Below are 15,998 nucleotides of genomic sequence, written 5' to 3'. Positions count from 1 at the left end.
CAGGGCACCCCACCGTTGCGGCGTGGTTGCCCTGGTCAACGGCTGTGTGCCCGACTGGCGGTCCCGCTCCCGGTGGCCCGCCGGGTCAGGCGCGGCGCAACGCGGCCCCACCCGGGGCGAGCGCCGGCTCCACCAGATCCCGGTAGTCGCGGGGGAACCGGATCACCAGATCGTCGAACTCACCACCGCTGACCGCCTCGCGGACCGTGACGAAGACCGCCCGCACCGCCTCCCGGGCAGCCGTTTCGTCCAGGTCGGCCCGCTGCGCCACCCGGGCGACGAACTCGGCGGCGTCGAACCGGTCGGCTGCCTCGGTGCTCGGGCCGGGCCGCAGCGCCAGTCGCAGCGGCGCCGGTAACTGCGTCGCGAGGTCGAGCACCTCCCCACCGGTCAGCCGTTCGGCGAGGGTGGCCAGGGTGGCGTGGACCAGCACCACGGCCCGGTCAGGACCGGTCCGGATCCGCCGGGCCACCTGGTCGACGAAGGTGTCGTAGTTCATCCGGGGCTCCCTTCGACATGGGACCGCTCGGTTACCCACCACGGCGACCCGGAAACGACGCTCGTGTCGCCGCCCGGGTACGCGAAGCGACGCGGAAATCCACCTCGACGACACAGGGTGGTTTTCCGCCTCGACGGCGAGTGATCAGCCGCCGGACGGGTAACCGCCGCCGATCGTGACCGGAACCGAGGAGGCGAGGAGGCTCACCCGATGGCCAGTCGGACCGAAGTCCTGCGGTACCTGTCCACCCTGGACTTCCCGGCGGAGAAGGACGCCGTGCTATGCCAGGCCGAGCGGGAGGGCGCTCCACCGGACGTGTTGCGGGCGTTGCGCGCGTTGCCGCCGGTGGACTACGTCAACGACGCCGAGGTGGCCCGCTCCGCCGGCATCGACACCGCCCCCGAGGTGGACCCCGCCCAACACGCACGGCAGGCGAGAAACAAGCGCCACCCCCGGATCTCCCAACACCTCCGCAGCATCTAACCCCCACCCCCACCCCCACCCACCCCACCCACCCCGCCCGTATCCGGTGATCAAGAGGTTTACGCCAACTTCCGTGATCGACTTGGCGTAAACCTCTTGATCACCGGGTGCCAACGGGGGTGGGTGGGGGTGGGGGTGGGGGTGGGAAGGCGGGCGCCCCGGGTCGCGAACCGCGACCTGGGGCGCACGCGTGCCTGTTCACCGGCCAACAACCGGGCGGCCACCCGAACCGGGCGGGCATCACTGCCGACACCAGCCTATGACAGGCCATCACCCGTACGGCTGATTTCCGCAATATTGTGGGCGAGCACACGGGCCGGCCACCGGCTCAACCGTGCAGGTCACCCCGCCGGTCCCGGGCCTTCAACCGGACGCTCGGCAGTTCCGGGGCGGGCAGCGGCGGGGCCGCGTCGTCGGCGACCGCACCGAACCGACGGCCGGCCATCCAGTCCTCCCGGGCGGCGGTCACCTCCTCGTGCGAGCGCCCGACGAAGTTCCACCACATGACGAGGGGCTCGTCGAACGGCTCGCCGCCCAGCAGCATCAGTCGACTGCCCGGATCGGCGGCCACCACCAGCCGCTCCCGCCCCGAACCCAGGTAGAGCAGCGCGCCGGGCTCCAGCGACAGGCCGTCGACCCGGGCCCGGCCGGACATCGCCAGCAGGGCGTACTCGAAGCGGGGGCGTAGCGGCAACGTCGCCGGGGTCGGGCCGTGCGCCTCGAGCTGCGCACCGAGCAGCGGGGTGTGCACCACCGCCGGGGACGCCTCCCCGCCCAGCTCACCGACGAGCAGGGTGTGGTCCCAGTCGCCGTCGCGCCACCGGGGCAGGTCGGCGTGGTGGGCGAAGTCGGCCGCACCGGCCCGCGCCGGGTCGGGCAGCGCCACCCACAGTTGTACGCCGTGCATCACCGGCGGATGGGTGGCGGGTGACCGCTCCGAGTGCGCGATGCCGTGCCCGGAGGTCATCACGTTGAGCTGGCCGGGCCGGATCGGCTGCACGTTGCCGAGGCTGTCCCGGTGCACGATCTCGCCGTCGAGCAGCCAGGTCACCGTCTGCAGGCCGGTGTGCGGGTGCGGCGGCACCTCCATCCCCGGCCGCTGCGCGACGTCGTCCGGGCCGAAGTGGTCCACGAAACACCACGCCCCGACCATCCGGCGGGCCCGCTGCGGCAGCAGCCGGCGCACCGTGGTGTACCGGCCCAGTGGCACGTCGTGGCCGGGCAGCAGCACGCTGCCCGGGTCCTCGGGGGCGACGCCGGGTGGTCGGGTCTGCGCCGGCAACGATTCGGTACGGTCCACCGCTCGACTCTATGCCGGCCCACCCGCCACGGTCCGGTCCCCGCCGGTTCAGTCCTCGACGACGGTGACCGTGTTGGCCCCGGCGACGAGGTCGAGGTAGAGCCGATCGGGCGACCGGTCCCAGTCCGGCGAGCCGACGGTGGCCCCCCGGGCGAGGCCGTCGCGCCGGTCGCCGTACCAGACGACGCTGCCGGCGCCGGCACCCGCCCGGACCCGGACCGGCGGGCTGTCGGGGGCCCGGATCACGAACTGGTTGACGCCTCCGGTTATCCGTACGGTGCGGGTGCCGGACGTCGGTGGCAACCGCAGGTCGACCCGGGCCGCGCCGCCGATCAGCTCCACCCCGGACAGCCTTGCCTCGGCGAGGTCGAGGACGTGGTCGCTGACTCCACCGATCAGCCGCAGCCGCCAGGTCAGCCGGGAGTTGAGCACCACGTCGACGACGCCCCGGCCGGGCTTGTCCCGACGGGTCACCCGCAGTTGCACCCGGTCGCCGGACACCTCGGGCCGGGGCGTCAGGCCGGCGTCGGCCGGGCTGCTGATCCGGTACAGGTCGGCGCCGAGGTCGGCGGCGCGCAGCCGGAACGAGGTCACCCCGTCCAGCAACTCGAAGGTGGCCCGGCGCAACCCGCCGACCGGTGCGGTCGCGGTCCGCCCGGCGGCGGCCTCGGCGGCGCCCGCGCCACCCGGGCGGGCGGTCACCGTCACCGGTGGCGCCCCACCCTGTCCGCCGGAGAAGACCACGCCCAGCCGGTCCGGGTTGGCCATGGTCACCACCACCGCGATCGCGCCGAGCGCCACCACCAGCACCGCCGCGGCAGCCAGCAGGCGCGCTCCGCGGGGCCACGGTGACCGGGGCGGTGGGTCGCCCGCCGGGTCGCCTGTCACCCCGACCGGCTCGCCGATCACCTCGATCACCGGCTCGAAGACCGGTCGCTGCTCCCCCGTCGTCGGACGGTACTCCTGGTGCGGCTCCGTCATCGTGCCTCCCCTGTCCCGATCCCCACCCGGCAGTACGTACGGGCAGCCGGAACGGATCATTCCGCCCGGCGTACGACAGCACCGCCGGCCCGGCTCAGTCGGTGTCGCGTCCCCAGACGCCACCCCGGTAGACGGTCCCCCGGTACGTCGTACCGTCGCCGGGATCCGACCGGTCGACGGTGTCGGCGGCGGGCGGGGTGTCGGCGGGCGGGGCGTCGGGGCGGGCGGCGCGCGCCCGGCGGACCCGGTTGACCACGAACCAGCCGGCGGCGGCGACGCAGACCACGATGACGACCTTCTGGAACGACCCGACGTACTCCTCGACGACGTGCCAGTTGTCGCCGAGCAGGAAGCCGGCCATCACGAAGGTGGTGTTCCAGATCAGACTGCCGAGCGTGGTGAAGAGCAGGAACGTCGGGATCGGCATCCGCTCCACCCCCGCCGGGATGGAGATGAGGCTGCGGAAGATCGGGATCATCCGCCCGAAGAACACCGCCTTGACCCCGTGCTTGAGGAACCACGCCTCGGTGCGGTCCACGTCGCTCAGCTTCACCAGCGGCAGCCGGCCCGCGACGGCCCGCATCCGGTCACGGCCCAGTGCCGCGCCGATGCCGTAGAGCACCCAGGCGCCGACCACGGAACCGAGCGTCGTCCAGAGGATCGCCCCGACCAGGCTGATCCGCCCCTGGGCGGCGGCGAAGCCGGCCAGCGGCAGGATCACCTCGCTGGGAATCGGCGGGAACAGGTTCTCCAGCGCCACCGCCAGCCCCGCGCCGGGGCCGCCGAGCCGCTCCACCAGGCCGGTCACGTAACCCACCGGACCGTCGGACGAGGGCTCGGCGGTGGACACGACCGTGCGGGGGCTGAGCGCCAGCGAACGTGTGATCATCCGACAAAGTTACGAGCCGGTCGACGAATCGACCACGCGGGCCGACACGCGGGGACGGCACGGACCCGCCCGCCGACCTGCCCCCGGCCACCTCGCTCGGGCTCGGTCGGTGAAACCTGGTCAGGGCTTGCGGGCCACCGCGCCGTACATGCTCACCTCGTCCGCGGTGGGCCGGGGCTGCGGCTCGGTCTCGGCCCGCCACTCGGCCACCGAGACGAGGCCGGGCTCGACCATGTCCAAGCCGTCGAAGAACCGGGCGAAGTCGTCCCGACCACGCAGATTGATCATGCCGGGTGCGTTGCCGCTCCGGGTCGCCACCCGGGCCTCCTCAGCCACCGCCGGAGCAAGATGGTCGTAGGTGGCGTGCGACGCGGCCAGGTAGCTGCCCGGCGGCAACTCCGCGAGCAGCCGGCGGACCACGCCGTACGGGTCGTCGGGGTCCGGCACGAAGTGCAGGATGGCCACCAGCATCAGCGCGACCGGCTGCCCCAGGTCGAGGGTGCGCCGCAGCTCGGGGTGGTGCAGGATCTTCTCCGGGTCGCGCAGGTCGGCGTCGATGTAGGCGGTGGCGCCCTGCGCCGAACTGGTCAGCAACGCCCGGGCGTGGGCCAGCACGATCGGGTCGTTGTCGACGTAGACCACCCGGGCGTCCGGGGCGATGGCCTGGGCCACCTCGTGGGTGTTGTCCGCCGTCGGGATGCCGGTGCCGATGTCCAGGAACTGCCGGATGCCCGCCTCGCGGGCCAGGTGGGCCACCGCGCGTTGCAGGAACCGACGGTTCTCCAGGGCGGCGGTACGGATGGTCGGGAAGGCCGCTGCCATGGCGTCGCCGGAATCACGGTCGGCCTGGAAGTTGTCCTTGCCACCGAGCCAGTAGTTGTAGCGGCGGGCCGGGTGCGCGACCGAGGTGTCGATCCGGTCGCTGGGGTGCTGGGCGGCGCCCGTCGGGGCATCGGTGGTCACCGGGTCCTCCATGACTCCGCGCCATCGGTGGTCGATGGCGTCCGTCCACTGTCTTCGGTTCCCGCCATCGTAGAGGCCGTCCCGGCGGTGCCGGCAGGCCGGTGGGCGGTCACTGCGGGTAGAGCTCGTCCCGCAGTCGGGTGAGGACCTCCGGCGTACGCTCCGGCGGGGTGGCCTCGACGCAGAGCCGTTCCATAGCCGCCGCGTAGTAGTCCAGGTCCTCCCGCTTGTCGAGGTAGAGCGCGCTGGTCAGCTGCTCGATGTAGACGATGTCGGGCAGGTCGTCGTCGCCGAACCGCAGGATGGTGAAGGCCCCACCGGCCGCGGCGTGGCCACCGGCGTCGAACGGAATGATCTGTAGTCGGATGTGCGGCGAACGGGTCGCCTCGACCAGCGCGGTCAACTGCCCCCGCATCACCTGCGGGCCGCCGATCGGCCGGCGCAGGACGGCCTCGTCGATCACCGCCCAGAGCTGCGGCGGATCGGTGCGGTGCAGCAACTGCTGACGCTGCATCCGCAGTTCCACCCGACGGTCGACCTCCTCTACCGCGGCGCCCCGGTGCCCGAGCAGGACGACCGCGCGGGCGTAGTCCGGGGTCTGGAGGAGGCCGGGGACGAACTGCACCTCGTAGCTGCGGATCAACGCGGCGGCCGCCTCCAGGCCCAGGTAGGACTGGAACCAGGTGGGCAGCACGTCACCGTAGCGGTGCCACCAGCCGGGGCTGTTGGCGTCCCGGGCCAGCTTGAGCAGCGCGTTGCGCTCGTCGACGGCGGTGACCCCGTAGAGGGTGAGCAGGTCGGCGACGTCGCGTTCCTTGAAGCCGACCCGACCCAGCTCCATCCGGCTGATCTTCGACTCCGAGGAACGGATCTCCCAGCCGGCACCCTCCCGTGTGACGCCGCTGGCCTCCCGCAGCCGGCGCAACTGCGCGCCGAGCAGCATCCGCAACACCGTGGGGCCGGTGGCCGGTCCCCCCTCGGCGGCAACCATCGTCACGTGCCCCGCCCCTCCGCACAATGCCCACACCCGATCGGCCCCTGGCCCCCGCCCGACCGACGAGTAAGCATGCCATGGACCGACGGTGAGGTGAACATCCTCCGGACGGATACGGTCCCGTGGGCGGGACCGTGGCGCACTAGTCGATCAGGTGGTCGAAGTCGCCGTCCCGCGCACCGAGGACGAACGCTGTTATCTCGTCCACCGTGTAGATCAGGGCCGGCCCCTCGGGGTGGCGCGAGTTGCGCATGGCGATGCCGGCTCCGCCGGGGAGTGCCGCCAACTCGACGCAGTTGCCGCTGGGGTTGCTCCGCCGGCTCTTCTCCCACCTCAGGGGGGGCAGCTGGGTGGTGGGGACGCCGTTCTCAGGCTGCTGCATGGATGTCTTTCTGTCGGGGTGCGGACCGGTGTCGCCAGGGGACGGTGCGGGTTGGAGGGGCTGCGCGACATCAGATCCGGCCGTGCTGCACGTGCATCTGCTATTGCATCTGCATCGGACAGCGAGCATGATAACCCAACGTGGGCGGTACTTATCCGTTCACTTTGGGTTACCACTCCCGGGGCATTGACCTGGGGAAACGAGGGTCCGGCACGGCACGACGGCCGCCGCCGACCGGGCCGTACGCCGCACCGCGAGGGAGGACCCGTGCCGGATCCGTTGACCGTCGCGTCCGGCGTCTCCGCAGCCGGGGCCCTGGTCTCGGTGTGGCAGCTACGCCGCCGGGCACTGCAGGCCGAGGCGGAACTGGAGCACCTCCAGGCCGAGTTGGCCGCCGAACGGCACGCCGCCAGCCACGATCCGCTCACCGGGCTGCCCAACCGTCGGGCCTTCTACCGGCTGGCCGCCACGCTGCTCACCGACGCCGGCGGGCAGCCCCTCATCGCGGTGGTCCTCGACCTCAACGACTTCAAGCAGGTAAACGACCGCTACGGGCACGCCGCCGGTGACCAGGTGCTGATCAGCGTCGCCCAGCGGCTGGCCGCCTTCGCCGGCGACAACCTGGTCGCCCGGCTCGGTGGGGACGAGTTCGCCGGCCTGCTGGCCAGCCCGTCGGTCGACAGGCGCTGGATCGACCACGCCACCCGGCGGCTCTGCGAGGCGATGGCCGCCCCGATCCCGCTGGGCCCGTGCAGCGTCCGGGTCACCGCCTCGGTCGGACTCGCCCCGGTCACCGGCCCCACCCAACTGGCCGACGCGCTGTGCCGGGCCGACGCCGCGATGTACCGGGCGAAGGGCGTCGCCAGCCGGCAGTCACCCCGGCAACTGCTCGACGCGGCCCGGCTCGCCGAGTGCTGAGGTCCGCCCGCCCCGGCGACCGGCCGGGGCGGCAGTCGGCGGCTCAGCGCCAGCCGTAACCGGCCCGCAGCGCCTGCCCGATCCGGTCGAAGCGACCCCGGTCCAGCACCGCGCCCTCCCGGCGGATGCCGTCCTCGCGCATGGTGAGCACCCGGTCGAGGCGTACCCAACTGGGTCGGGCGTCGCGGTCCCACTCCCCCGGGCCCAGCGCCAGCCAGTGCCGCTGGCCGTCCCGCTCGCTCTGGCTGGAGAGCATCAGCCCGAACAGGGTGCGGCTGGACCTGCCGACCACCAGCACCGGGCGGTCCTTGCCCTGCTTCGGGTCGTCCTCGTAGGGCACCCAGGTCCAGACGATCTCCCCCGGGTCGGCCTGCCCGTCCGGCTCCGGCGCGTACGACAGCTCCCGCCGTTGCAGGGCGCTGACCTGCCGCCGCCGGGCCGGCTGCGCCGGGATCGGACCGGGGGTGCCCCGCTGCGCGCCGACCGCGCCGGTCACCCGGCCGAGCCGGGTCGCCACGTTCCTCAACAGACCTGCCACGGCGGGCAGCCTACCGCCGTCCCCATCCGGGTCACCCGCCGAGGGCGTCGGCCTTGCGCAGCAGCACCGAGCGCTCGCGGGCGTTGCGGCACAACCGGGCGGCGAACTCCAGCTCGGCCCGCGCCTCGACGGTCCGACCGAGCCGGGCGAGCAGCTCACCCCGCACGCTCGGCAGCAGGTGGGACCCGGCCAGTCGACCGGCGGCGGCCACCTCGTCCACCACGGCCAGCGCCTGCTGCGGCCCGTCGGCCATCGCCACCGCCACCGCCCGGTTCAGCGCGACGACCGGCGAGGGCGCGACCCGGCCGAGCGCCTCGTAGAGCAGCACCACCCGGGCCCAGTCGGTCTGCGCCACCGAGGCGGCACCGGCGTGGCAGGCGGCGATCGACGCCTGCAACCCGTACGGCCCGAGGCCCCGCCCCAGCGCCGAGGCCCGACCGAGCGCGGCCACGCCCCGCCGGATCGCCGAGCGGTCCCACCGCCGCCGGTCCTGGTCCGCCAACAGCACCGCCTCGCCGTCCGCGTCAACCCGGGCCGGGAACCGCGCGGCCGTCAGCTCGCAGAGGGCGAGCAGGCCGTGCACCTCCGGCTCGGTGGGCAGCAGCGCGGCCAGCGTCCGGGCCAGCCTGATCGCCTCGTACGCCAGGTCGGGGCGGAGCAGCCGGTCACCGCTCGTCGCCGTCGACCCCTCGGTGAAGATCACGTAGAGCACGCTCAGGACCGCGCCGAGCCGCTCCCGACGCTGCGCCGGCTCGGGGAGCGCGAACGGCACCCGCGCGGCGGCGATCGTCTTCTTGGCCCGGGTGATCCGCGCCTGGACGGTGGGCACCGGCACCAGGAACGCCCGCGCGATCTCCTCGCTCGACAGACCACCGACCACCCGCAACGTCAGAGCCAGCCGGGCCTCGGGAGAGAGCACCGGATGACACGCCACGAACATCAGCGCGAGGATGTCGTCGTCGACCCGGTCCGGGTCCCACGGCAGGTCGTCGGAGGGCGATCCGCCGGTACCCCCGGCGAGCTGACCGGCGAGCGCGGCGTACCGCTCGTCCAACGCCGCCCGGCGGCGGAAGGCGTCGACCGCGCGCCGCCGGGCGGCGGTGAGCAGCCAGCCCACCGGGTTCGTCGGCACCCCGTCGCGCGCCCAGCCGACAAGCGCCTGCGCCACCGCCTCCTGCGCGACATCCTCGGCCAGCGCGAAGTCGCCGGTGAAGCGGGCCAGCGCCCCGACGATCCGGGCGGACTCGATCCGCCAGAGCGCCTCGACGGCCCGCCGCGCCGACCCGGCGCCCGGCGGGCCGTCACCGGCGGCGGTGCCGTGGCCGGTGGTGGTCAGAGCTGGCCGGTCCGCTCGCGCCACGCCCGCTCCCTGACGACCCACTCGTTGTCCTGCGGAAACTCGTCGATGCTGGGTACCCGGCGGACCTCGCACCTGCTGCCGCTGATCGCCGGCATCCGCCGGGCCCACTCCACGGCCTCCTCCTTCGATGCCACGTCGATCAGGTAGAAGCCGCCGAACAGCTCCTTCGTCTCGCCGTACGGCCCGTCGGTGACGACCGGGGTCTCCCCGCTGTAGTCGACCACCACGCTCTCGGCCGGGTCCTCCAGGCCCTCGGCGGCCACCAGCACACCCGCCCGGATCAGCTCCTCGTTGAACCGCCCCACCGTCTCCAGCATCTCCTCGAAGGGCGTCTCCATCATCTTCGCGACGGACTCGTCCGTACCCCGCATGATCAGCATGTACTTGGCCATCTTCGCTCCTCGCCGTCGGGTCGCTGTCCGACCCTCTCACCTCAGGTCGAACGGGGACCCCGCCGGATCGACACGACCCGCCCACCGGTTTTTCGTCAGGCCGGCCGACGGGCCAGCACCAGCGTCGTCCGCAGGTCCAGGGTGACCGTGCCGCCGAAGCCGTCGACCGCGGTGCCGATCGCCGCGAGGACCCGTTCCCGCAGCTCCGGTGGTCGGCGCAGCTGTGGCGAGAAGGTGCCGACCAGCCGCTGGTACGCCGCCGTGGTCAGCGGCACCGACCGGCGGAAGGCTGTCGACCGCACGTCGGTGAAGAGTCCGCTGGCGGTGATGTCGGCGTGGAACCAGTCCTCCGGCTGGTCGTGGTGCGGCACCGGGTCGACCGACTCGAAGGCCGCCCGGATCGCCGCCGAATGGGCCGGGTCGACGTAGTCGTAGCGGTGGGCGAAGACGGCCAGGGTGCCACCGGGGGTCAGCGCGTCGTGGGCCCGCCGGTTGCGGGTGGCCGGGTCGAGCCAGTGCCAGGCCAACGCGCAGGCCAGCAGCGACACCCCACCGGGCGGCGGTGACCACCGCTCGAACCGGGTCACGGTCACCTCGACGCCGGGGAACCGGGCGGCCAGCACCGCCGCCATCCGGGCGTCCGGCTCGACGCAGGTCACCCGGGCCCCCGGCCGGCGCGGCTCCGGTGCGACGGCTGCCGGCCCTGCCACGCCCCGCTCCCGCCGCCCGGAACCTTCAGGCCCCGCCGCGGCCGGCGGCCGGCGGGTCGGCTCGGCGTCCGCCGCGGCGAGGTCGACCAGCAGGGCGGTGGCCAGGCCGGTGCCGGCACCGACCTCGACCAGCCGGGCGGGGGGTCCGCCGTGATAGGCGAGGATGGTCCCGGCGAGGGCGGCCGGATATCCCGGCCGGATCTCGTCGTAGTCCGCCGCCACCTCACCGAAGACCTCAGCCATGATCGCCATCGTCGCACCGTCACCGCCCTGACGGTGCCCCGTCGAGGGAGCCCCGTGACCGAACTGCCCCGGGACCTGCCCGTGCTCGAACGCACCGCCGTGCGGCTGGTGGTCCGCGACCGGGACGGACTGATCCTGCTGTTCCACACCCGCGACCCGGAGCATCCCCGGCTCGGCACCTGGTGGGAGCTGCCCGGTGGGGGCGTCGACCCCGGGGAGTCGTACCCGCAGACCGCGCTGCGGGAGCTGCGGGAGGAGACCGGCTTCGTGGTCACCGCCGGGCAGCTCGGCCCGCCGACCTGGCGGCGGCGGGCCAGCTTCATCCACCGTCAGTTACGGCACGTCCAGGACGAGGTGGTGCTGACGGTACGCCTCGACGCCGCCGCGCCGGACGTCGACGGCGCCGACCGGCTCGACTACGAGGTGGAGGACTACTTCGGTTTCCGCTGGTGGAGGGTCGACGAGATCGTCACCAGCACCGCCCGGTTCTACCCCGGCCGGCTGCCCGAGCTGCTCACCGCGTTCCTGGCCGGCGAGCAGATCGACGAACCTTTCGAACTCTGGTCCTGACCGGGGTGCCGACGGCGCCCCCGGTGGGCACAGTGGAGGGCATGACGACGATCCCGTACGCCCCACTGGCCCGGTACGCCGCCCGGCTGCACGCCGACATCGGTGACCGGCACCATGTCGCCTCCCCGCTCGGCGCCTGGCTGCTGTTGGCGCTCGCCGCGCCGGCCGCCACCGGTGCGGTCCGGGACGAGGTGGCCGACGTGCTCGGCGTCGACGGGGAGACCGCCGCGGCGGCGGCCGCCGCGCTGCTGGACCGGCCGCACCCGCTGGTGCCGTCGGCCACCGCGGTCTGGCACCGCCCCGGTGCGGACACCGGGAAGCTGGCCGGCTGGCAGGACGGGCTGCCCCGCCACACCGCCACCGGCCCCCTGCCCGACCAGGCGGGCCTGGACGCCTGGTCCCGCGAGCACACCCTGGGGCTGGTCGACAGGTTCCCGCTCACCGTCTCTCCCCGGGTGCTGCTGGCGCTGGCCAGCGCCCTGGCCACCCGGATCTCCTGGGCCGCGCCGTTCGACCTGGTGCCCGGCTCGGCGCTCGACCGCTCGGGCGGCGGCTGGGCCGGACGGCTGACGCGGGCGTTGCGTACCCCGGAGCACGGGCACCGGGCGTGGATCGCGTCGACCGGGGCGGCCGGTGACGTCGCCGTGCACACCGCATCGGCGGTGGAACGCGACGGGGCCGGGCTGGTGGTGCTCTCGGTCGTGGCCGACCCGGCGGTCCGGCCGGCCGACGTGCTCGCCGCCGGCTACGAACTGGCCGGTGCCGCGGTGGACGGCGAACCGGCCCGCCGGTCCCTGTTCGACCTGCCGCTCGGGGCGGGACCACTCGGGACGCTGCGCGAGGAGCGGGTCCGCACCTCCGCCCGCGACGGCCGGGAGGAGCGGCACCACGCGGTGCTGCCCTGCTGGTCGGCGCAGGACGAGCACGACCTGACCGCTCCCGGGCTGGGTTTCCCGGCGCTGGCCCGAACGCTGGGCGGGCTGCTCGGCGCGGAGGTGGGCGTCGAGGCCCGGCAGGCAGCGGTGGCCCACTACGGCCGGTACGGCTTCGAGGCCGCCGCGGTGACCGGGGCGTTCTCCCTGGTCAGCCTTCCACCGGAAGGTCTCCGACGGACCGCCGTGCTGCGCTTCGGGCACCCGTACGCGGTGCTCGCGGTGGCCACCGACCACCGGGACGGCGGAGTCGGGCCGTGGCACGGGGTGCCGGTCTTCTCGGCCTGGGTGGCCGAGCCACGGGAGCCCACGGAGGCCGACCTCACCGACCCGCCCGAGCCGGCCTGACCCGGCTCGCTCCTCGGCCGGGGCGTCGATCATGGCGGTCGCCCTCTACGTCTTCATGATCGCCTGGAACGAGTTCCTCTTCGCCCTGCTCTTCATGGTCGACAGACCCGACAGGTGGACGGTGTCGCTGGGGCTGTCCCTGCTGGCCGACGGGGTGGAGGTGCCCAAGACCGTGTTGATGGCCGGATCGGTGCTGCTCACCCTGCCCATCGTGATCCTCTTCTTCGCCGGGGAGCGGCTCCTGACCGAGGGGCTGACCAGCGGGGCGGAGAAGGGCTGACCGACACCCGGGGTCGAATCGGAGATCACCCAGGGTGACCAGCGCCGACCCGGTGCCGAACCGCCGCTCACGGGGGCTGACGACGGCCGCCCGGGTCCGTAGCATCTCTCGGGTGCCCGCGTCGGCGCGGGCACCCGACGGCCGGCAGCGTGCCTCCGCACGCCTGCCGGGTGGCGACGTTTCCGCGACGGGCAGAGGGGCCGGCGATGAGTCGAGCAGAGCAGGACACCGCGGCGGGCACCGAGGGTGAGGACTACACCCAGCGGTTGCAACGCCTCGGTGGCGCGCGCTGGAAGCAGGTGCTCGACGTGCAGGCGCCGTACCGGTGGAACCTCCAGCGCCTCGAGCTGGGCCGTACCCTCGACGTCGGCTGCGGCCTCGGCCGCAACCTGGCCAACCTGGGTGAGGGCGCGGTCGGGGTGGACCACAACCCGACCTCGGTGGCGCACGCCCGGGCGGCCGGGCTGGAGGCGTACACCATCGAGGAGTTCCACCAGTCCCCGCACGCCCGGCCCGGCGCCTTCGACGCGCTGCTCGCCGCCCACCTGCTGGAGCACCTGCCCGCCGAGGCTGCCCTGGAGGTCGTCTCCGGCTACCTGCCGTTCCTGCGTTCCGGCGGCACCGCGGTCTTCATCACCCCGCAGGAGCGGGGGTACGCCAGCGACGCCACCCATGTCCGGTTCGTCGGGTTCGACGAGGCCGCCCAGGCCGCCCGGGACCTCGGCATGACTGTGGTCAAGCAGTACTCCTTCCCGTTCCCCCGGTCGATGGGCAAGGTCTTCACCTACAACGAGTTCGTCACTGTGGCCCAGCTGCCCTGAGCCTGCTCCCCGGCCCGTCGTCCCGCCGGTGCCGGAGAGGCGGTGAGCGCCCCGTCGCGCCCGGCCGGCCGGTTACCGTGGCGACATGACCAACCCGACCCGGTGGGCGACCGAGACCGGCCCCGAACACTCGCAGTGGTACATCGACCGGTTCCGGCGGCTCGCCGCCGAGGGTGCCGACCTGGCCGGTGAGGCCCGCCTGGTCGACGCGGTGGTGGCACCCCGCTCCCGGATCCTGGACGCCGGCTGCGGCACCGGCCGGGTCGGCGCGGCGCTCGCCGAGCGGGGGCACCGGGTGGTCGGGGTGGACGCCGACCCCGCCCTGATCGAGGCGGCCCGCGCCGACCACCCCGGGCCCCGCTGGCTGGTCGCCGACCTCGTCGAACTGGATCTCGCCGCGGCCGGTGAGACCGAGCCCTTCGACGCCGCCGTGGTGGCCGGCAACGTGATGGCCTTCGTCGCCGCCGGCACCGAACCCACCGTGTTGGCCCGGATCGCCGGCCACCTGCGCCCAGACGGGGTGGTCCTCGTCGGTTTCGGCCTCGACCGGGGGTACCGGCTCGACCACTTCGACAGCGACGCGGTCGCCGCCGGCCTTCGGCTCGAACAGCGCTTCGCCACCTGGGACCTGCGCCCCTGGCGGGACGAGGCGGACTTCGCGGTCAGCCTGCTGCGTCGCCCGCCCGCCTGAACCCGCGCCATCAGGGCCGCCCGGGTGCCGCCCGGCGACGACGGCCGGCCCGCGCCGCCCGGACGGCCGTCACCCCGGCGTCGATCACCGGGTACCTCCGTCGATCATCGCCGGGGGTGGCCTCCGCGGCGGGGCCGGTCAGGACGGGCCGGCGGCCGACCGGGCGGCGACCGGGTCGAGGGTGCTGCCGGCGGGGACCAGGCTGACCAGGCCGGCGGGGAGCCGTACCGGGGTGACCCCCTGGTAGCCGAGCATGCCGAGCACCTCGACGTCGGCGAGCACGTAACGGCGGCCCAGGTCGGTGACCACCGACACGGCGCCACCGCCGGCCCCCGGCGCGGCCACCGACTCGACCACCGCACCCCGGCCCGGCTCGACCAACACGTGGTCGACGCGCACCCCGCCCGAGCGGTCGGCGGTACGAGCGGCGGCGGTGGGATCCGGCGTGGCCGTGCCGATCCGTACGTCCTGGACCACGCCGTCGGTGCCGACCCTGGCACAGAGCGCGCCACCGTCGGCACCGGCCAGGCGGGGCGGGGCGGGCGGCGGCGCGGTCGGGCCGGTCGGCACCAGATCGGGCAGCTTGGGCAGCGCGGCGAACCGGCCCAGGGTGATCGGCGCCGGTTCGTCCTGGCCGGTGCGGGCCATCAGCAGCGCCGCCTGGAGTTCGGTGATGCCGGCCAGGCCGTCCCGCTCGGCGACCGCGTACTGCCGGCCACCACCGGAGTTGCGGACCAGGTAGACCTCTCCGATCGCGGCACCGGCGACCTCGGACGAGGGCTCGCCGAGGCCGACCAGCGCGGGCGGGGCCAGGTCGACGCCCGCCGGCAGGGCGTTGAGCAGCGCAGGGGCGGCGGGGACCGCGCGTTCCCGGGTGGCGGCCAGGGCCGCGAGCACCTGGGCGGTGTCCCGCAGCAGGTGCCGGCGCTGGTGCCAGATCAGGTGGAGGGAGCCGTCCGGGTGCCGGACCAGCACCGCCTCCTCGGCGAGCTGCCGCCCGCCGGTCACCTCCCGGCCGATCAGCAACGCCGACCGGGGGGCGGCCCGAGCGGCCTCGGCCGGTTCCCAGGAACAGACCGTCCACGGCGCGGTGGAGAGCCGCCCGGACGCCGGCAGCGAGTCCGGCGCGTCGGCGATGCCCAGCGGCAGCCCACGCGGCACCCCCTCGATGGACCGCCGCGACACCAGCACCGTGCGGGACCGGTCCGCCCCCACGATCAGCAGCGCCGAGGCATAGTTGAGCACCGGGTGCAGCCGGCCGTCGCGGTAGACGAACCGGGCCCCGGACTCCTTCTCCACGATCACCGCGCCGGTGTCCCGCCATTTCGACCCGCCGCCGGCGAACAGTCCGTAGAGCGCGAAACCGCCCAGGCCGATCGCCGCCACCAGCACGCTGGCCAGACCCGCTCCGGCCAGTCGGCGAAACGGCGAACGCGCCGGGTCGGTCTCCCGCATGACCAGGGCGGCGACGGCCCGCTGCATGGTGAACTGGTAGGAGTGGAGCTGGTCCTGCCGCGACGGCATGGCGTCCCTTCCGCGAGTCCTCGGCGGACAGGATATGCGTTGCGTCGATGTCCCGTGGACCCTGCGTCGCGACGCCGGCAGCGGCCGCGGAGCCGCGTCCGGTCGGTCGTCCGACGAATGACGCCGCCCTACGACGGCGCCGCGCGAGCCGACACCGATCCGAACCGGTCGCCCCGGTAG

Annotated in this window: 19 protein-coding genes; 7 read left to right on the top strand and 12 right to left on the bottom strand. The window is 74.2% G+C overall.

Annotation, left to right across the window (positions count from 1 at the left end; translation table 11 throughout):
- Nucleotides 1-85: 85 nt before the first annotated feature.
- Nucleotides 86-499, bottom strand: a complete 414-nt coding sequence (locus tag OHQ87_RS07180) for a DUF2267 domain-containing protein (RefSeq protein WP_328346120.1) — start codon at nt 497-499, stop codon at nt 86-88.
- Nucleotides 500-709: 210 nt separating this feature from the next.
- Between OHQ87_RS07180 and OHQ87_RS07175 the strand changes: the two genes are divergently transcribed.
- Nucleotides 710-982, top strand: coding sequence for a DUF2795 domain-containing protein (locus tag OHQ87_RS07175; protein ID WP_328346118.1), 273 nt, complete (start codon nt 710-712; stop codon nt 980-982).
- 328 nt (nt 983-1,310) lie between these two features.
- On the opposite strand, the gene OHQ87_RS07170 is transcribed toward OHQ87_RS07175, so the two are convergent.
- The 6 genes from OHQ87_RS07170 to OHQ87_RS07145 all read right to left on the bottom strand — a co-directional run bounded on the left by OHQ87_RS07170 (nt 1,311) and on the right by OHQ87_RS07145 (nt 6,491).
- Nucleotides 1,311-2,282 carry a pirin family protein gene (locus OHQ87_RS07170; protein WP_328346116.1) on the bottom strand — a complete coding sequence of 324 codons (972 nt, stop codon included), beginning with the start codon at nt 2,280-2,282 and terminating at the stop codon, nt 1,311-1,313.
- 48 nt (nt 2,283-2,330) lie between these two features.
- Complete coding sequence (locus OHQ87_RS07165; RefSeq protein ID WP_328346114.1) at nt 2,331-3,263, bottom strand: hypothetical protein; 933 nt, start codon at nt 3,261-3,263, stop codon at nt 2,331-2,333.
- Between the two features lie 94 nt (nt 3,264-3,357).
- Entirely contained in the window at nt 3,358-4,152 is a 795-nt protein-coding gene (locus OHQ87_RS07160; protein WP_328346112.1) for a DedA family protein, read from the bottom strand.
- A 120-nt stretch (nt 4,153-4,272) separates the two neighbouring features.
- Nucleotides 4,273-5,127 (bottom strand): SAM-dependent methyltransferase, encoded by an 855-nt coding sequence (locus tag OHQ87_RS07155; protein WP_328346110.1) that lies wholly within the window; start codon nt 5,125-5,127, stop codon nt 4,273-4,275.
- A 97-nt stretch (nt 5,128-5,224) separates the two neighbouring features.
- Nucleotides 5,225-6,106, bottom strand: coding sequence for a helix-turn-helix domain-containing protein (locus tag OHQ87_RS07150; RefSeq protein WP_442930798.1), 882 nt, complete (start codon nt 6,104-6,106; stop codon nt 5,225-5,227).
- 145 nt (nt 6,107-6,251) lie between these two features.
- Entirely contained in the window at nt 6,252-6,491 is a 240-nt protein-coding gene (locus tag OHQ87_RS07145; RefSeq protein WP_328346106.1) for a DUF397 domain-containing protein, read from the bottom strand.
- 267 nt (nt 6,492-6,758) lie between these two features.
- Here OHQ87_RS07145 and OHQ87_RS07140 point away from each other — a divergent pair, with 267 nt between their 5' ends.
- A complete protein-coding gene (locus tag OHQ87_RS07140) occupies nt 6,759-7,409 on the top strand; it encodes a GGDEF domain-containing protein (RefSeq protein WP_328346104.1) in 651 nt (216 codons plus the stop codon).
- A gap of 43 nt (nt 7,410-7,452) precedes the next feature.
- Here OHQ87_RS07140 and OHQ87_RS07135 read toward each other — a convergent pair whose 3' ends face one another.
- From OHQ87_RS07135 to OHQ87_RS07120, 4 genes are all read right to left on the bottom strand, one after another.
- A complete protein-coding gene (locus tag OHQ87_RS07135) occupies nt 7,453-7,947 on the bottom strand; it encodes a type II toxin-antitoxin system PemK/MazF family toxin (RefSeq protein ID WP_328346102.1) in 495 nt (164 codons plus the stop codon).
- 31 nt (nt 7,948-7,978) lie between these two features.
- Nucleotides 7,979-9,196 carry an RNA polymerase sigma factor gene (locus OHQ87_RS07130; protein ID WP_328348771.1) on the bottom strand — a complete coding sequence of 406 codons (1,218 nt, stop codon included), beginning with the start codon at nt 9,194-9,196 and terminating at the stop codon, nt 7,979-7,981.
- Nucleotides 9,197-9,279: 83 nt separating this feature from the next.
- Nucleotides 9,280-9,699 carry a YciI family protein gene (locus OHQ87_RS07125; RefSeq protein ID WP_328346100.1) on the bottom strand — a complete coding sequence of 140 codons (420 nt, stop codon included), beginning with the start codon at nt 9,697-9,699 and terminating at the stop codon, nt 9,280-9,282.
- A 95-nt stretch (nt 9,700-9,794) separates the two neighbouring features.
- The gene (locus tag OHQ87_RS07120; RefSeq protein WP_328346099.1) at nt 9,795-10,652 is read right to left on the bottom strand and encodes a class I SAM-dependent methyltransferase; all 858 of its coding nucleotides are present in this window, start codon (nt 10,650-10,652) and stop codon (nt 9,795-9,797) included.
- A 54-nt stretch (nt 10,653-10,706) separates the two neighbouring features.
- Here OHQ87_RS07120 and OHQ87_RS07115 point away from each other — a divergent pair, with 54 nt between their 5' ends.
- The 5 genes from OHQ87_RS07115 to OHQ87_RS07095 all read left to right on the top strand — a co-directional run bounded on the left by OHQ87_RS07115 (nt 10,707) and on the right by OHQ87_RS07095 (nt 14,294).
- Nucleotides 10,707-11,222: an NUDIX hydrolase gene (locus OHQ87_RS07115; RefSeq protein ID WP_328346097.1), complete on the top strand. Its 516-nt coding sequence runs from the start codon at nt 10,707-10,709 to the stop codon at nt 11,220-11,222.
- Nucleotides 11,223-11,263: 41 nt separating this feature from the next.
- Nucleotides 11,264-12,502, top strand: coding sequence for a hypothetical protein (locus tag OHQ87_RS07110; protein WP_328346095.1), 1,239 nt, complete (start codon nt 11,264-11,266; stop codon nt 12,500-12,502).
- A gap of 31 nt (nt 12,503-12,533) precedes the next feature.
- The gene (locus OHQ87_RS07105) at nt 12,534-12,782 is read left to right on the top strand and encodes a hypothetical protein (RefSeq protein ID WP_328346093.1); all 249 of its coding nucleotides are present in this window, start codon (nt 12,534-12,536) and stop codon (nt 12,780-12,782) included.
- Between the two features lie 206 nt (nt 12,783-12,988).
- Complete coding sequence (locus tag OHQ87_RS07100; RefSeq protein ID WP_328346090.1) at nt 12,989-13,603, top strand: methyltransferase domain-containing protein; 615 nt, start codon at nt 12,989-12,991, stop codon at nt 13,601-13,603.
- 85 nt (nt 13,604-13,688) lie between these two features.
- Nucleotides 13,689-14,294 (top strand): class I SAM-dependent methyltransferase, encoded by a 606-nt coding sequence (locus tag OHQ87_RS07095; protein ID WP_328346088.1) that lies wholly within the window; start codon nt 13,689-13,691, stop codon nt 14,292-14,294.
- Nucleotides 14,295-14,432: 138 nt separating this feature from the next.
- On the opposite strand, the gene eccB is transcribed toward OHQ87_RS07095, so the two are convergent.
- Nucleotides 14,433-15,818 (bottom strand): type VII secretion protein EccB, encoded by a 1,386-nt coding sequence (eccB, locus tag OHQ87_RS07090; protein WP_328346086.1) that lies wholly within the window; start codon nt 15,816-15,818, stop codon nt 14,433-14,435.
- Nucleotides 15,819-15,998: the final 180 nt, after the last annotated feature.

The organism is Micromonospora sp. NBC_00421 (assembly GCF_036017915.1).
Lineage (GTDB): Bacteria > Actinomycetota > Actinomycetes > Mycobacteriales > Micromonosporaceae > Micromonospora.
Note: the sequence above shows the minus strand (reverse complement) of the source record. Positions and strands in the feature narration are given on the sequence as shown.

What these genes read in the sequence shown, in the direction of transcription:
- OHQ87_RS07150 (WP_442930798.1), bottom strand. Translation starts at nt 6,106, where the DNA reads ATGGTTGCCGCCGAGGGGGGACCGGCCACCGGCCCCACGGTGTTGCGG.
- OHQ87_RS07095 (WP_328346088.1), top strand. Translation starts at nt 13,689, where the DNA reads ATGACCAACCCGACCCGGTGGGCGACCGAGACCGGCCCCGAACACTCG.
- eccB (WP_328346086.1), bottom strand. Translation starts at nt 15,818, where the DNA reads ATGCCGTCGCGGCAGGACCAGCTCCACTCCTACCAGTTCACCATGCAG.
- OHQ87_RS07165 (WP_328346114.1), bottom strand. Translation starts at nt 3,263, where the DNA reads ATGACGGAGCCGCACCAGGAGTACCGTCCGACGACGGGGGAGCAGCGA.
- OHQ87_RS07105 (WP_328346093.1), top strand. Translation starts at nt 12,534, where the DNA reads ATGGCGGTCGCCCTCTACGTCTTCATGATCGCCTGGAACGAGTTCCTC.
- OHQ87_RS07120 (WP_328346099.1), bottom strand. Translation starts at nt 10,652, where the DNA reads ATGGCTGAGGTCTTCGGTGAGGTGGCGGCGGACTACGACGAGATCCGG.
- OHQ87_RS07125 (WP_328346100.1), bottom strand. Translation starts at nt 9,699, where the DNA reads ATGGCCAAGTACATGCTGATCATGCGGGGTACGGACGAGTCCGTCGCG.
- OHQ87_RS07100 (WP_328346090.1), top strand. Translation starts at nt 12,989, where the DNA reads ATGAGTCGAGCAGAGCAGGACACCGCGGCGGGCACCGAGGGTGAGGAC.
- OHQ87_RS07160 (WP_328346112.1), bottom strand. Translation starts at nt 4,152, where the DNA reads ATGATCACACGTTCGCTGGCGCTCAGCCCCCGCACGGTCGTGTCCACC.
- OHQ87_RS07110 (WP_328346095.1), top strand. Translation starts at nt 11,264, where the DNA reads ATGACGACGATCCCGTACGCCCCACTGGCCCGGTACGCCGCCCGGCTG.
- OHQ87_RS07180 (WP_328346120.1), bottom strand. Translation starts at nt 499, where the DNA reads ATGAACTACGACACCTTCGTCGACCAGGTGGCCCGGCGGATCCGGACC.
- OHQ87_RS07145 (WP_328346106.1), bottom strand. Translation starts at nt 6,491, where the DNA reads ATGCAGCAGCCTGAGAACGGCGTCCCCACCACCCAGCTGCCCCCCCTG.
- OHQ87_RS07175 (WP_328346118.1), top strand. Translation starts at nt 710, where the DNA reads ATGGCCAGTCGGACCGAAGTCCTGCGGTACCTGTCCACCCTGGACTTC.
- OHQ87_RS07155 (WP_328346110.1), bottom strand. Translation starts at nt 5,127, where the DNA reads ATGGAGGACCCGGTGACCACCGATGCCCCGACGGGCGCCGCCCAGCAC.